Origin of the sequence: Azospirillum sp. BE72 (genome assembly GCF_031455875.1) — a bacterium.
Lineage (GTDB): Bacteria > Pseudomonadota > Alphaproteobacteria > Azospirillales > Azospirillaceae > Azospirillum.
The window spans coordinates 210,324-224,577 of record NZ_JAVDTO010000004.1 but is presented as its reverse complement, the minus strand read 5'-3'; the positions used below and the strand labels follow the sequence as shown (position 1 = coordinate 224,577).

12 protein-coding genes are annotated in these 14,254 nt (G+C 67.5%); 7 read left to right on the top strand and 5 right to left on the bottom strand.

Annotated features, from left to right (window positions below):
• Positions 1-3: 3 nt before the first annotated feature.
• The 3 genes from J2Y49_RS15415 to J2Y49_RS15405 are packed head-to-tail and all read right to left on the bottom strand — an operon-like array spanning position 4 to position 2,663.
• Complete coding sequence (locus J2Y49_RS15415) at positions 4-789, bottom strand: CbbQ/NirQ/NorQ/GpvN family protein (RefSeq protein WP_310115741.1); 786 nt, start codon at positions 787-789, stop codon at positions 4-6.
• Between the two features lie 55 nt (positions 790-844).
• Positions 845-2,194: a cbb3-type cytochrome c oxidase subunit I gene (locus tag J2Y49_RS15410; protein ID WP_310115740.1), complete on the bottom strand. Its 1,350-nt coding sequence runs from the start codon at positions 2,192-2,194 to the stop codon at positions 845-847.
• A gap of 16 nt (positions 2,195-2,210) precedes the next feature.
• Positions 2,211-2,663 carry a c-type cytochrome gene (locus J2Y49_RS15405; protein ID WP_149224958.1) on the bottom strand — a complete coding sequence of 151 codons (453 nt, stop codon included), beginning with the start codon at positions 2,661-2,663 and terminating at the stop codon, positions 2,211-2,213.
• Positions 2,664-3,396: 733 nt separating this feature from the next.
• On the opposite strand from J2Y49_RS15405, the gene J2Y49_RS15400 reads away from it, so the two are divergent.
• From J2Y49_RS15400 to J2Y49_RS15370, 7 genes are all read left to right on the top strand, one after another.
• The gene (locus tag J2Y49_RS15400) at positions 3,397-4,368 is read left to right on the top strand and encodes a tripartite tricarboxylate transporter substrate-binding protein (protein ID WP_310115739.1); all 972 of its coding nucleotides are present in this window, start codon (positions 3,397-3,399) and stop codon (positions 4,366-4,368) included.
• 49 nt (positions 4,369-4,417) lie between these two features.
• Entirely contained in the window at positions 4,418-5,395 is a 978-nt protein-coding gene (locus tag J2Y49_RS15395) for a tripartite tricarboxylate transporter substrate-binding protein (RefSeq protein ID WP_310115738.1), read from the top strand.
• 73 nt (positions 5,396-5,468) lie between these two features.
• The gene (locus J2Y49_RS15390; RefSeq protein WP_310115737.1) at positions 5,469-5,951 is read left to right on the top strand and encodes a tripartite tricarboxylate transporter TctB family protein; all 483 of its coding nucleotides are present in this window, start codon (positions 5,469-5,471) and stop codon (positions 5,949-5,951) included.
• 27 nt (positions 5,952-5,978) lie between these two features.
• Positions 5,979-7,499 (top strand): tripartite tricarboxylate transporter permease, encoded by a 1,521-nt coding sequence (locus tag J2Y49_RS15385; protein WP_310115736.1) that lies wholly within the window; start codon positions 5,979-5,981, stop codon positions 7,497-7,499.
• 89 nt (positions 7,500-7,588) lie between these two features.
• Positions 7,589-8,416, top strand: coding sequence for a universal stress protein (locus J2Y49_RS15380; RefSeq protein WP_310115735.1), 828 nt, complete (start codon positions 7,589-7,591; stop codon positions 8,414-8,416).
• A gap of 34 nt (positions 8,417-8,450) precedes the next feature.
• The gene (locus J2Y49_RS15375) at positions 8,451-9,125 is read left to right on the top strand and encodes a response regulator transcription factor (protein ID WP_310115734.1); all 675 of its coding nucleotides are present in this window, start codon (positions 8,451-8,453) and stop codon (positions 9,123-9,125) included.
• A complete protein-coding gene (locus tag J2Y49_RS15370) occupies positions 9,097-11,655 on the top strand; it encodes an extracellular solute-binding protein (RefSeq protein WP_310115733.1) in 2,559 nt (852 codons plus the stop codon). Before J2Y49_RS15375 ends, J2Y49_RS15370 begins: the two co-directional genes overlap by 29 nt.
• A 27-nt stretch (positions 11,656-11,682) precedes the next feature.
• Here J2Y49_RS15370 and btsR read toward each other — a convergent pair whose 3' ends face one another.
• A complete protein-coding gene (gene btsR / locus J2Y49_RS15365) occupies positions 11,683-12,402 on the bottom strand; it encodes a two-component system response regulator BtsR (protein ID WP_310115732.1) in 720 nt (239 codons plus the stop codon).
• The gene (locus J2Y49_RS15360; protein ID WP_310115731.1) at positions 12,399-14,093 is read right to left on the bottom strand and encodes a sensor histidine kinase; all 1,695 of its coding nucleotides are present in this window, start codon (positions 14,091-14,093) and stop codon (positions 12,399-12,401) included. The genes btsR and J2Y49_RS15360 overlap by 4 nt, the downstream gene beginning before the upstream one ends.
• Between the last annotated feature and the right edge of the window lie 161 nt (positions 14,094-14,254).

Here is a 14,254-nt window from a genome sequence, read left to right as displayed (position 1 = left end):
CGATCACCCCAGCGTGAGTTCGGCGACCCGCAGCAGTGCCTTCTTGACCTCCGGATCGTCAGTGAGCGGCTCGATCATCGAGGCCAGCACAGCCTCGTCCCGCGCCAACCCGTCCCGGATCAGGCTGGCGCAATAGACCAGCAGCCGTGTCGAGACGCCCTCCTCCAGATCCTGTCCCTTCAGCGCGCGCAGGGCGTTGCCCAGCCGGACCAGCGGCGCCACCCGGTCGGCGGCAAGCCCGCTCTCGCGGGCGACAATGGCGATCTCCGCCGCCGGAGCCGGAAAGCCGAACTCGATGGCGATGAAGCGCTGCCGGGTGCTGGGCTTCAGCGACTTCAGGATGTTCTGGTAGCCGGGGTTGTAGGACACGACCAGCATGAAGTCGGGCGGGGCCTCCAGAAGCTCGCCGGTGCGTTCCAGCGGCAGCAGGCGGCGGTCGTCGGTCAGCGGGTGCAGCACGACGGTGACGTCCTTGCGCGCCTCCACCACCTCGTCGAGATAGCAGATGGCGCCTTCGCGCACCGCTCGGGTCAGCGGACCGTCGGTCCAGACGGTGTCGCCGCCCTTCAGCAGATAGCGGCCGGTCAGGTCGGCGGCGGTCAGATCGTCGTGGCAGGACACGGTGTGGAGCGGCCGGCCCAGCCGCGCCGCCATGTGCGCGACGAAGCGCGTCTTGCCGCAACCGGTCGGCCCCTTCAGCAGCAGCGGCAGCCGGTTGCGGTGGGCATGCCCGAACAGCGCCACCTCGTTGCCGGTCGGGGCGTAGAAGGGGATGATGGAGTCCGCCATCCCATCCCCCGCCATCCCGTCCATCGATGCATCCCCGCCCATCATTCCGCCGCCATCATTCCGCGGGTGCGACGCTGGGCCGGCTGCGCGCGGGCAACTGCTCGCGGGCCGGTCCGAAGACGGAATAGACGAACAGCAGGACCGACAGCACCACGAAGACGCCGGACCCGAGACGCATCCAGTAGAACAGGGCCAGCTGCTCCTGCACCTCCATGTAGGTCATGCCCAGCACGCGCTGCAGATGGATCTGCACGACGCCGCCGAAGGTCAGGGTGAAGGTCATGAAGGCCATGGCCGAGGTCATGATCCAGAAGCTCCACATGTTGAGCACCTGGTTGTAGGGCGCGCGGCCACGCAAGCCCGGCATGGCGTAGGTGATGATCGACAGGTTCAGCATCACATAGGCGCCGAAGAAGGCGAGATGCCCATGCGCCGCGGTGACCTGGGTGCCGTGGCTGTAGTAGTTCACGAAGGACAGCGTGTGCAGGAAGCCCCACACGCCCGCACCGAAGAAGGCGAAGACCGGCGTGCCGAGCGTCCACAGGAAGGCCGCCCTGTTCGGATGGTCGCGCCGTCCCTTCCAGGCCATGGTGAAGGCGAAGAGGACCATGACGAAGAAGGGGGCGACTTCCAGCGTCGAGAACAGCGAACCGATCCACTGCCAATAGCCCGGCGCGCCGATCCAGTAGTAATGGTGCCCGGTGCCGAGCAGGCCGGAGAACAGGGCGAGGCCGACGATGGCGTAGAGCCACTTCTCCACCACCTCGCGGTCGACGCCGGTCATCTTGATGACCAGGAAGGCCAGGATCGACGCCATCACCAATTCCCATACGCCTTCAACCCACAGATGGACGACGTACCACCAGTACATCTTGTCCAGCGCCAGGTTGGCCGGGTTGTAGAAGGCGAACAGGAAGAAGATGGCGACGCCCCACAGCCCCAGCAACAGGACGTTGGTGATCGCCGTCTTCCGGCCGCGGAACACGGTCAGCGAGACGTTGTAGAGGAAGATCAGCGCCGCTATGACGATGCCGACCTTCACCCACAGCGGCTGTTCGAGGAACTCGCGTCCTTCATGGATGCCCATGGTGTAGCCGACGACCGCGGCGAGGGCGCCGATCATCAGGATCGCCAGCTGGACATAGGCCAGCATCGGGCTCTCGATGTCGCGCTCCGCCTCCTCCGGGATCAGGTAATAGGCCGAGCCGAAGAAGCCGAGCAGCAGCCACACGATCAGCGCGTTGGTGTGGATCATGCGCAGGATGTTGAATGGCAGCGTCTCGGACAGGAAGTTGGGCAGCACATAGACGGTGCCGGCCAGCGTGCCGACCAGCACCTGGACGACGAACAGGACCATCGCGCAGGCGAAGTACCAATAGGCGATGCGCTGGGTTTCGTATTTCATGCCGCGATCCTCCCCTTCAGCCCGCGTCGTTCGGCGGCCAGCCTTGCGTGTCGATGCGGCTGGTCCATTCGAGGAAATCGACGAGGTCGTTGAGTTCCTGGTCGGTGAGATTGAACTGCGGCATCTGCCGGCGCCCCTCGACCCCGCTGGGCTGCGACTGCATCCAGGCGATCAGCGCCGCGCGCGCGCTCTCGGCGTCGTCGCGCCCGCCATAGCGGACCCAGACATTGCCGAGTTCCGGCGCGAAATAGGCGCCCTCGCCGAGGATCGAATGGCAGTTGATGCAGGCGTTTTTTTCCCAGACGTGCTTGCCGCGGGCGACGCTGTCGGACAGCGTCGCCTCGTCCGTGCTGGACGTGCGTATGTAGTAGTGGCTGTGGATCGTCAGGGCGACGAAGGTGACCAGGAAGAAAAGCGATCCGCCATAGAAGATGTTGCGTGCCGCTGATTTCGTGAACCGCTCGGCCATCACCTCCCCCTCGTTGTCGTTTCGCGACAGGATTGCCAATCCACCCCTAATGAAACCTGCGATGGTTCGCGGGAGCTATGGCGCAAAAGGAGGGAATGGGCGAATTGAACTCGCGGAGTAACTTTCCGCCTTCCGGAGTGGGTCCAAATGGGTTGGCGGTGACTACCCAATATCGTGTCCTGTCGGTCAAAGGAGAAGAACCAACACCTTCGAGCAGACATTTCAGCTTGACTGTATGACCAATTGCATGGCCCGGAGGTCATGGCGATTCAACGATGGGATTCGACCGGTTCAGCCACGCCGAATACCGCAGTGCACTGGTGAACGACTCGATAGCCCTGCCTGCCCTCGCCGACGCAAGACGGGAGAGAGCCCGGCCTGGCATGCCCAGCCGATTGTCGCCACCCCGGATATTTCGCCTATCCCCTCGAAGGCTGACAGGTTCACGACAGGTTCGTCTGGTAAATAATCACCAACACGAATGATCGCTTTGGGAGAAACGTCATGGCGGACCAGCCCGCGCGGCCACCGGAAGAAGACCGCAAACCCGCTTTCCATGGCGCCGCGCACGGCGCCGGCGCCGGCGGATCGATCCTGCTCCCGGACATGCCGTTTCCGGAACGGCGGCCCGGACAGCCCGGCGGAGGGGCGGCGCAGCCGTCCGGTCCGGGCAATCGACAAGGCGATCAACGATAAGTCCGATCGGGGACAGAATCAGTCGGGAGGGTTCATCATGAAATTCGGCATTTCCGCCAAGCTGGCATTCGCCGCGGCCGTGGCGGTCGGCATCGCGTCCTTCACCGCTCCGGCTTCGGCCGAACTGAAGTCGGTGGAGATCATCGCCCCGGCCAATCCCGGCGGCGGGTACGACCAGCATGCCCGCGCGATGCAGCAGGTGATGCAGAACCACAAGCTGGCGTCCGGCGTCCAGGTGGTCAACATCCCCGGCGCCGGCGGCACCATCGGCCTCAGCCAGTTCGTCACGTCGAAGAAGCGCAATCCCGGCATGATGATCAGCGGCCTCGGCATGATCGGCGCGATCCTGATCAACAAGTCGCCGGTGACGCTGGATCAGGTGACGCCGCTGGGCCGCCTGACCGGCGAATACCAGCCGATCGTCGTCGCGGCGGATTCGCCGATCAAGACGCTCGACGACCTGGTCCGGAAATTCAAGGCCGATCCGGGTTCGGTGTCCTGGGGCGGCTTCGCCGTCGGCAGCCCCGACCACATCCTCTACGGCCTGATCGTCAAGGCGGTGGGCGGCGATGTCGGCAAGATGAACTACATCGCGGCCGGGGCCGGCGGCGAGATGATGGCGTCGATCCTGGGCGGCCACATCACCGTCGCCACCGGCGGCTACAACGAGATGGCCTCGCAGCTCCAGGCCGGAAAGCTGCGGGCGCTCGCCATCTCCGCGCCGCAGCGCGTGCCCGGAATCGACATCCCGACCTTCAAGGAACAGGGCGTCGACGTGGAGCTGGTGAACTGGCGCGCCGTGATGGCGCCGGGGAACCTGAAGGCGGACGAGCTGAAGGCGATGGACGAGGCCGTCGGCGCGATGGTCCGGACCGACGAATGGAAGCAGATCGCCAAGGAACGCGGCTGGATCGACCTCTACCTGCCGTCCGACCGCTTCGCCGCCTTCCTCAAGGAGGAACGCAGCCGGATCGGAGCCGTGCTGACCGACCTCGGCCTCGCCAAATAACGCTTCAAGCAGCGCGCCTTATCGACAAGAAAAAGCCAGGAGGAACCCCATGGGCACCCGTCACGCCACCCTGTTCAAGGGCCTGTTCACCGCCGCCGCCCTGATCGCCGGCACCGTCACCGCCACCCCGTCGCTGGCCGAGCTGAAGGGGCTGGAGATCATCGCCCCGGCCAGCCCCGGCGGCGGCTGGGACCAGCATGCGCGCACACTCCAACAGGTGCTGCAGAACCAGAAGCTGGCCTCCGGCGTCCAGGTCTCCAACATCCCGGGCGCCGGCGGTACCATCGGGCTGGCGCAGTTCGTCACCGCCAAGAAGCGCAATCCAGCCATCCTGGTCGGCGGCCAGATCATGCTGGGCGCCATCGTCACCAACAAGTCGGCGGTCACGCTGGAACAGGTGGCGCCGCTGGCCCGGCTGACCGGCGAATACACCGCCATCGTCGTGCCGGCCGACTCGCCCATCAAGTCCTTCGGCGACCTGCTGCAGAAGTTCAAGACCGATCCCGGTTCGGTGTCGTGGGGCGGCGGATCGGCCGGCGGCAGCGACCAGATCCTCGCCGGCCTGATCGCCAAGGCGGTCGGCGTCGATCCGGCCAAGGTCAACTATGTCGCCACCGCCGGCGGCGGCGAGCTGCTGGCCTCGGCGCTGGGCGGCCACGTCACGCTGGGCATGGGCGGCTACAACGAGTTCGCGCCGCAGTTCCAGGCCGGAAAGCTGCGCGCCATCGCCGTCTCCGCGCCGCAGCGCCTCCCCAACACCGACACCCCGACCCTGAAAGAGCAGGGCGTCGATCTGGAATTCGTCAACTGGCGCGGCATCTTCGCCCAGGCCAACGCCAAGCCGGCCGAGATGAAGGAGCTTCAGGAGGCGGTGGCCAAGGCGGTCGCCAGCCCCGAATGGCAGGAAATCCTGAAGCAGCGCGGCTGGATCGACCAGTACCAGCCGGCCGACCAGTTCGCCGCCTTCCTGAAGGAAGACCGCGCCCGCATCGAAGGGACGCTGAAGGACATCGGCGTCACCAAGTAACGGCGGCTCCGGCGCGGGCGCTCCGCAAGCCAAGGGCGCCCGCCGGCCACTGCGTAGAATTCGGGAGGATGCGATGACCACTGGCCGCAGTTTGCGGATCGGCGAAGCCTTGCTCGGCGGCGGCCTGTTCGCCCTGGGCGCGCTGATCGCCGTCGAAACCATGCTGACCCCGTCCGCCGGCCGCGGCGTCGTCGGCCCTGCCCTGTTCCCCTACCTGGTCTCGGCCGGCCTGATGCTGGTCGCCCTGTCGCTGCTGCGCGAGGCCTTCGCCGGACATATCGCGCATGAAGGCGGGCTGGAACTGGACCCGCGGGCGGTGGTGCTGGTCGCGGCCGGACTGGCCGCCCAGTTCCTGCTGATCGAATATCTCGGCTGGATTCCGTCCGCCGCCCTGCTGTTCGTCGCGGTGGCGCGCGCCTTCGGCAACCGCCGCTATCTGCTGAACGCCGTGTTCGGGCTCGTGCTCGCCGGCGGGACCTTCGCGGTCTTCAACTACGGCCTCGACCTGAACCTGCCGATCGGCACCGTCGGCGAGTGGTTCCTGCCGGCCGAATAAGCGTCCTTTCGGGAAGGAAACGCATCCATGGACACCCTCGCCGCGCTCGGCCACGGCTTCCTCGTGGCACTGACGCCCTACAACCTGCTGTGGTCGGCCATCGGGGTCACCGTGGGCACGGCGGTCGGCGTCCTGCCCGGCATCGGCCCGGCGCTCACCGTGGCGCTGCTGCTGCCGGTCACCTACCACCTGGAGCCGACCTCCGCCTTCATCATGTTCGCCGGCATCTATTACGGCGCCATGTATGGCGGCTCCACCACCTCGATCCTGCTGAACGCGCCGGGCGAGTCGGGCAGCATCGTCACCGCCATCGACGGCCACGCCATGGCCCGCCAGGGCCGCGGCGCCCAGGCGCTCGCCACCGCGGCCATCGGCTCCTTCATCGCCGGCACCATCGCCACCATCGCCCTGACCTTCGTGGCACCGCTGATGGTGAAGATGGCGCTGCTGTTCGGGCCGGCCGAATATTTCGCCCTGATGGTGCTGGCGCTGACCACCGTCACCGCGGTGCTGGGCAATTCGCTGGCCCGCGGGCTGGGCAGCCTGTTCCTCGGGCTGGCGCTGGGTCTGGTCGGCATCGACATGCAGACCGGTCAGGCGCGGCTGGCCTTCGGCGTGCCGGAGCTGCTGGACGGCATCGACACCGTCGTCGTCGCGGTCGGGCTGTTCGCGGTGGGCGAGACGCTCTACGTCGCCTCGCGCTTCCGCTTCGAGCGGGAGGAGATCTATGCGCTGAAGGGCTCCAAATGGATGAGCTGCGAGGATTGGTCGCGCTCCTGGAAGCCGTGGCTGCGCGGCACCCTGCTGGGCTTCCCCATCGGCGCCCTTCCGGCCGGCGGCAGCGAGATCCCGACCTTCCTGTCCTACCTTGTCGAAAAGCGGCTGGCGAAGAAGCCGGAGGAGTTCGGCCACGGCGCCATCGAGGCGGTGGCAGGCCCGGAAGCCGCCAACAACGCGTCCGCCGCCGGCGTGCTGGCGCCGCTGCTGTCGCTCGGCCTGCCGACATCGGCCACCGCCGCGATCATGCTGGCCGCCTTCCAGCAATACGGCCTGCAGCCCGGCCCGACGCTGTTCGACAGCAACCCGGAACTGGTCTGGGGCATGATCGCCAGCCTCTATGTCGGCAACGTCCTGCTGCTTCTGCTGAACCTGCCGCTGGTGGGGATGTGGGTGAAGCTGCTGGTCATCCCGCGGCCCTGGCTCTATGCCGGCATCCTGGTGTTCTCCACGCTGGGCGCCTACACGCTGAACAACAATGTGGTCGATCTGGTCATCCTGTGGGTGATCGGGCTGGTCGGTTTCGGCATGCGGGTGCTGAACGTGCCGGTGGCGCCCTGCGTCGTCGGGCTGATCCTGGGGCCGCTGGCCGAACAGCAGTTCCGCCGCGCGCTCGCCATCAGCCAGGGTGACGCCACCGTCTTCATCACCCATCCGATCTCCGCCGCGCTGCTCGCCATCGCCGTGCTGCTGGTGGTCGGTCCGCTGGTGATGCGCCGCCGCAACCGCGCCGCCGCGTCCGACCATGCCGGCAAGACCTCCGCGGTCTGATCGCCCACTCTTTCCGGCTCGCCCCTCCCAGCCTGGAATCCGGAAACCGTCTGGATTCCGCAAGCCGGTCCCTGTACGGAGAACACGCCATGAAGAAGGTTCTCGTTCCCCTCACCGGCCGTCCGCTGGACCGCCGCGCCGTCGCCTCCGCCTTCCTGGTCGCCGAACGCTTCGGCGCCCATGTGGAGGGGCTCAGCGTCATGCCGCAGGTGGAAATCCGCACCTCCATCGAAAGCGCCGCCATTCCCAAGGCGCTGGTGGAGCAGCTGATCCGCATCGGGCAGGCCGAACAGGCGGAGGTGGTGGACGCCGCCCACCAGCTGTTCGACGAATTCCGCGGCCGTCACAGCGGCGTCACCGCCACCTGGCAGCAGGCGACCGGCCCGCTGGCGGAAACCGTGTCGGAGGAGGCGCGTCTGGCCGACGTGACCGTGATCGCCCAGGCATCCGACGGCACCAATGCGATGGGCCCGGTGATCGAGGCGGCGCTGTTCGGCTCCGGCCGGCCGATTGTGCTGGCTCCGAAGGCGGAGCCGGCGGCGCTCGGCGGCACGGTCGCGGTCGCCTGGGACGGCGGTGCGGCGGCGGCCCGCGCGGTCGCCACGGCCATTCCATTCCTCCACCGGGCCGGCAAGGTCGTCGTGCTGTCCACCGACACGCCGCAGGACAGCCGCTCCGCCGATCCCGACCGCCTGACCGGCTATCTCGCCCTGCACGGCATCGTCGCCACCGTCCAGCGCATCTCCGTGTCCTCCGGCGTCAGCCGGGCGCTGCTGGAGAACGCCCAGGCGCTGGGCTGCGACCTCCTGGTGATGGGCGGCTACGGCCACAGCCGGGTCCGCGAGCGGGTGTGGGGCGGCGTGACGCTCGACATCCTGCGCGAACCGCCCACACTGCCGATCCTGATGGCCCATTGAGGCGTCGGACGGGTCCAGACCGGAGGGGCAGCCCATGCGCATTCTCGTCGTCGAAGACACCGAGGATCTGGCCGACGCCATCGTCCATCGCCTGCGCAAGCTGGGCTATGCGGTGGATTGGGTGGCCGACGGCCATGAGGCGGAGGAACTGCTGCGCCGGGAGCCTTATCAGCTCGTCCTTCTCGACATCATGCTGCCGGGCATCGACGGACAGGCGCTGCTGGGCCAGCTGCGCCGGCGCCGCAACGCCACCCCGGTGCTGATGATGACCGCCCGGTCGCAGGTGGACGTGAAGATCGACCTGCTCGACCTCGGCGCCGACGACTTCATCGTCAAGCCCTTCGACCTGCGCGAGTTGGAGGCGCGCTGCCGGGCGCTGCTGCGCCGCTCCCACGGCATGGCGTCGTCGCGCACGCAGTTCGGCAACATCCTGTTCGACGCGGCGGCCAAGCTGGTGCAGGTCAACGGAAAGCCGGTGGAACTGGGCGGACGCGAGTTCCGGCTGCTGGAGCTGTTCCTCGGCCACCTCGGCGCGGTGATGTCGAAGGAGGACCTGATGGACCGCCTGTTCAGCCTGGACCAGCCCACCGCGCTGAACGCCATCGAGTTGTACGTCTCGCGGCTGCGGCGCAAGATGCAGGGATCGTCGATGGAGATCCGCACGGTTCGGGGGCTGGGGTATGTGGCGGAAATCCGCAACGGGGAGTGAGGGAACCTATTCGCTGCGCCGCCGCCTGTTCATCCGGCTGCTCGGCGTGCTGGCGGTGCTGACCGGCTGCCTGTTCCTGTTCGTCGACGCCTATGCCCGGCGCGCCGCCGACGCCGCCTTCGACCGCCTGCTGGCGGCGTCCGCCCTGTCGATCGCCGACACGGTGCGCGTGCAAGACGGGCAGTTCCTGGTCGATCTGCCCTATTCCTCGCTCAGCATCCTGGCGCAAGGCGGAGAGGAGCAGGGCGGCGGACGCGACCGGCTGTTCTACCGCATCGTCGCGCCGGACGGATCGCCGGTCACGGGATACGACGACCTGCCGGTGACCGCCAAGCCCGGCGCCAGCGTCCGCCCGCAATTCGCCGACGCCACCTATCGCGATGCACGGGTGCGCGTCGCCACGCTCGACCGCTTCGTGGCGCAGCCGGGCCTTGCCGGCTGGGTGACCATCGCCGTCGCCCAGACGCGGGAGGAACGGCAGGCGCTGGCGCGCGACATCCTCGCCAACGCCTTCCTGCCCATCGTCTTCGCCATGCTGGCCGTGGCCGGGCTGGTGTGGTTCGGCATCCGGCAGGCGCTGGCCCCGCTCGGCTCGCTGGAGCGCGTGCTGCGCGACCGGCACGCCCGCGACCTCTCCCCCATCGCCATGCCGCCGCCGCAAGAGGTGTCGCAGCTGGTCCATGCGATCAACCAGCTGATGGAGCGGCTGAAGTCGAACCTGGACACCATGCAGACCTTCCTGGCCGACGCTGCCCACCAGATCCGCACGCCGCTCGCCAGCCTGCGTCTGCAGGCCGAGCTTGCGGCGGATGAGGACGACCCCGCCGCCCTGCGGCGGATCGCCCAGCGCGTCCACCGCAACGCCGTGGAGGCCAGCCAGCTCACCAGCCAGCTTCTCAACCACGCCATGGTGATGCACCGCAGCGAGGCCCTGCACCCGGAGGACGTGGATGTCGGCGCCCTGTTGGAACAGGTGATCCAGCGGGCGCGGCCCGTCGCCGGAGAAACGCCGATCCGGCTGGAGGTCGACCCCGCGGCCGAGCCGGGACTGGTCCCCGGCGACGCCATCAGCCTGCGCGAGGCGCTGACCAACCTCGTGGACAACGCTGTGAAATATGCCGGGTCCGCCGGCTCCATCGACGTGTGCCTGACCCGTCGGCCCGGCGACCGCGGTCTGCGCATCGAGGTGGCCGACCGCGGTCCCGGCATTCCGGACGCGGAGAAGGCCGGCGTGCTGACCCGCTTCGGACGCGGCAGTTCTGCGGCCGGGGTCGCCGGCAGCGGGCTGGGGCTGGCCATCGTCCATTCCGTTGCCGAGGCGCATGGCGCCACCCTGTCGCTGCACGACCGGCCGGGCGGCGGGCTGGTGGCGCGGATCGACTTCCCCGGCGCGCTCGCCGGCACCGCCGCCACCGCCGGGTCCGATGCCGCCGCCGGCCCGTCCGGCGGCCGGGCGGCATTGCTGGCCGTGGCCTTCGCAGCAGTGACCGTGCTGTGGTCGCCCCAGCAGACGGCAGCTCAAACGGTGACGCAGACCATCACCTACCCGGCCCCCGGCACGGCGCGGGACCGGCTGCGCATCCACGCGGCGACCGACCGGCAGGCGATGGAGCCGCTGGTCCTCGACTTCCAGCGCACGCATCCGGACGTCACGGTGGAGTATGTCGATGTCGGCACCTCCGAGCTGTACGCCCGTGCGGTCAAGGATGCCGAGACGGACAAGCCGGACCTGCTGATCAGTTCCGCCGCCGACCTGCAGGTCAAGCTGGTGAATGACGGCCACACCCGGCCCCACATCCCGGCCGACAGCCAGTTCCTGCCGGGCTGGGCCAATTGGCGGAACGAAGCCTTCGGCTTCACCTTCGAGCCGGCGGTGATCGCCTATGACCGCAACCGCTTGGCCGAAGACCGGGTGCCGCGCACCCGCGACGCGCTGATCCGGCTGCTGCGCGAGGATCGCGCCAATTACGGCCGGCTGGTCGCCACCTACGACGTCACCATCAGCGGCATCGGCTATCTCCTGGCCTCGCACGACGCGCTGCTGTTCAGCCAATACTGGCAACTGGTGGCGCTGATGGGCAATGCCCAGGTTCGGACGGCCTGCTGCAGTGCCGACCTTCTCGACATGGTGGAGCGGGGCGAGGCGCTGATCGCCTACAATGTCCTGGGCTCCTACGCGCGGGCGCGGGCGGCGGCGGGCGCCCCCATCGGCATCGTGATGCCGGAGGACTACACGCTGGTCATCTCGCGCGTGGCGGTCATCCCGAAATCGGCCCCGCGCCCCCGGCTGGCCGGCCTGTTCATCGATTACCTGCTGTCCACCCGCGGGCAGGAGGTCGTCGCCGACCGCTCCGCCCTTTACGCGCTGTCCTCCTCGGTCACCCGCGAGGCCTCGGCCGCCGGCCTGCGCTCCAGCACCGTGGCACCCCTGCAGCCCATCTCGCTCAGCGCGGCGCTGCTGGTCTTCCTCGATCCGCTCAAGCGCGGGACTTTCCTGCGGCAATGGCGGTCGGCGGTGCAGTTGCCCTAAAAACTCACAAACTCCGAGGCTGCGCCGTCACAGGATCCCGAGCCGCTCCTTGATCTGCGGGAAGAAGCGCCGGCTCACGGGGATGACCTGCCCGCGTTTCGTGCTGATCTCCGCGAGGCCGTTTTCAAGGAAGTTGATCTTCTCGATGCAGTCCGTGTTGACCAGATACTGCCGGTGGCAGCGCAGCAGCGGCGTGCGGTCCTGAAGGATGTGGAGGGGAAGTTCCGTCGGCCGTTCGGTGCCGTCGGTGGAGACCACATAGACGCCGCTGACGCCGGACGCCACATGCTCGACATCCTCCATGCGCACCAACTGCACATGGTGCTGTCCGAAGCAGGGGATCTGGCGCAGCTGGTTGGCACCCGGAAGCTGGTCGATCTTCTGCGGCTCGCGGTCGCGGCGAAGGCGCTGCAGCGTCTTGTCGAGACGGGCCTGGTTGACCGGCTTCAGCAGGTAATCGAAGGCATGCTGTTCGAACGCCTGCACTGCGAACTCGTCGTACGCCGTCAGGAAGACGATGTGCGGCATCTTTTCATGGTCGAGCATGCTCAGCATTTCGATGCCGCTCACCCGCGGCATCTGGATGTCCAGGAACACGACGTCCGGCTTCTCCCGGTTGATCACGCCGATTGCGTCGATCGCGTTGCTGCATTCCCCGATGACGTTGATGTCGTCGGTCTTCGAGAGAACGCGGCGAAGCTCCTTGCGGGCCAGCGGTTCGTCATCGACGATGAGCACGTTGATCATTTGGAAGCGGCCTCCAGAGGAACCCGGATCGTGATGCGGGTGAAGACGTCCCGCTCGGACGCAACGGTAACACCGTATGAAGGGCCGAAACAGTTCTTGATGCGGCGGTCGACCAGGCTCATGCCGAGCCCCTGACCTGTCGGTTTCGGTTCGTACAGGCCGGCATTGTCTTCGACGTCGACGACGAGAACTTCGTCCTCCTGTCGGGCATTTATGGAAACATGGCCGGGGCGGAGCAGCTGAGACGTGCCGTGCTTGATCGCATTCTCCACCACCGGCTGAAGCGTGAAGGCCGGCAGCCGCACCCGGCCCAGGCTGTCGGGGATGTCGATGTCCACCGACAGGCTGTCGGAAAAGCGCGCGAGTTCGATCTGCAGATAGGCGTTCACATGCTCGATCTCCTCGGCCAGCGGGGCGATCTGGCTCGGGCGTTTCAGGTTCATGCGGAAGAAGGTGGACAGGTCGCCGATCAGGTCGCGGGCCTTTTCCGGATCGTCGCAGGTGACGGCGGCAATGGTGTTCAGCGCGTTGAACAGGAAATGCGGGTTCACCTGGGCGTGCAGAAGCTTGATCTCCGCCTGCGCCAGCATCGCCTTCTGCTGTTCGTAACGGCCGGCGAGGATCTGGCTCGACAGCAGCTTGGCGATGCCCTCGCCGAGCGTGCGGTTGATGGTGGAGAACAGCTTGGTCTTGGGCTCGTACAGCTTGATCGTGCCGATGACGTGGCTGTCCTCGCCGACCAGCGGGATGACCAGCGACGCCCCCAGCGGACAGGTCGGGCTGATCGAACACTGGTAGGCCACCTCGTTGCCGTCGGCATAGATGACCTCGTTGTTGGCGATGGCGTCCAGCGTGCTCGCAGAGGAAATCCGCGTGCCGGGCAGGTGATGGTCGTCGCCGATGCCGATGAAGGCGAGGATCTTCTCGCGGTCGGTGATGGCGACGGCACCCACCCCCGTCTCCTCATAGATGATCCGGGCGACGGTCATGCTGTTTTCCTGGTTGAAGCCCCGGCGCAGCACGCCGTCGGCCCGCGCGGCGATGGCCAGCGCCTTGGCGGAGAACAGGCTGGACTGCCGCTCGATCAGCGCCCGGCGGTCGAGCAAGATGCCCATGAACATCGCCGCCCCCAGCGAATTTGCGATCAGCTCCGGCACCGCGATCAGCTTGACGATCTCCAGCGTCTGTTCGAAGGGCTTCGCCACCGCGAGATCGATCAGCAGTTCGAGCACCACCCCGACGAAGGTCAAGGCGCCGGCCTTGACCGGGTCGAACAAGGTGCGGATCTTGCCCCGCCTGATGAGGTGGCGGTGCACCAGGCCGCCCAGCACGCCCTGCACGACGATGTCGATGGCGGCGGCGAGCGCGAAGGCCCCGCCCAGCGAATAGCGGTGCAGCCCGCCGGTGATGCCGACCGCGAGCCCGACCACCGGCCCGCCGAGAAGACCGCCGAGGACCGCGCCGATCGCGGGCGTGTTGGCGATGGCATGGACCACCGGCATGCCGAGCACGGTCCCCATGATGCAGAACAGCGAGAAGATGACGTAGCAGGCCAGCTTGTGCGGCGGCCGGATCGTCGCATGGGTCAGCGGAATGAAGATCTTCGTCCGGCTGAGGAGATAGGCCACCACCAGATAGACGCACATCTGCTGAAGCAGGACCAGCGAGAGGCCCACGGGATCAATTTGCATCGGTTGAGGCTCCCTACACCCGCGCATCGGGACTATCGGGTCCGGGCAGGTGAGCGATGGCATGTGCTGGGCTGAGGCGCATGGTGTGAACCATCCCCGGCCGAAAGGCCAGTGCGAAGCGGTGGCCTTTCGGCCGGCCGATGCGGCGGAACGCGCCGTTC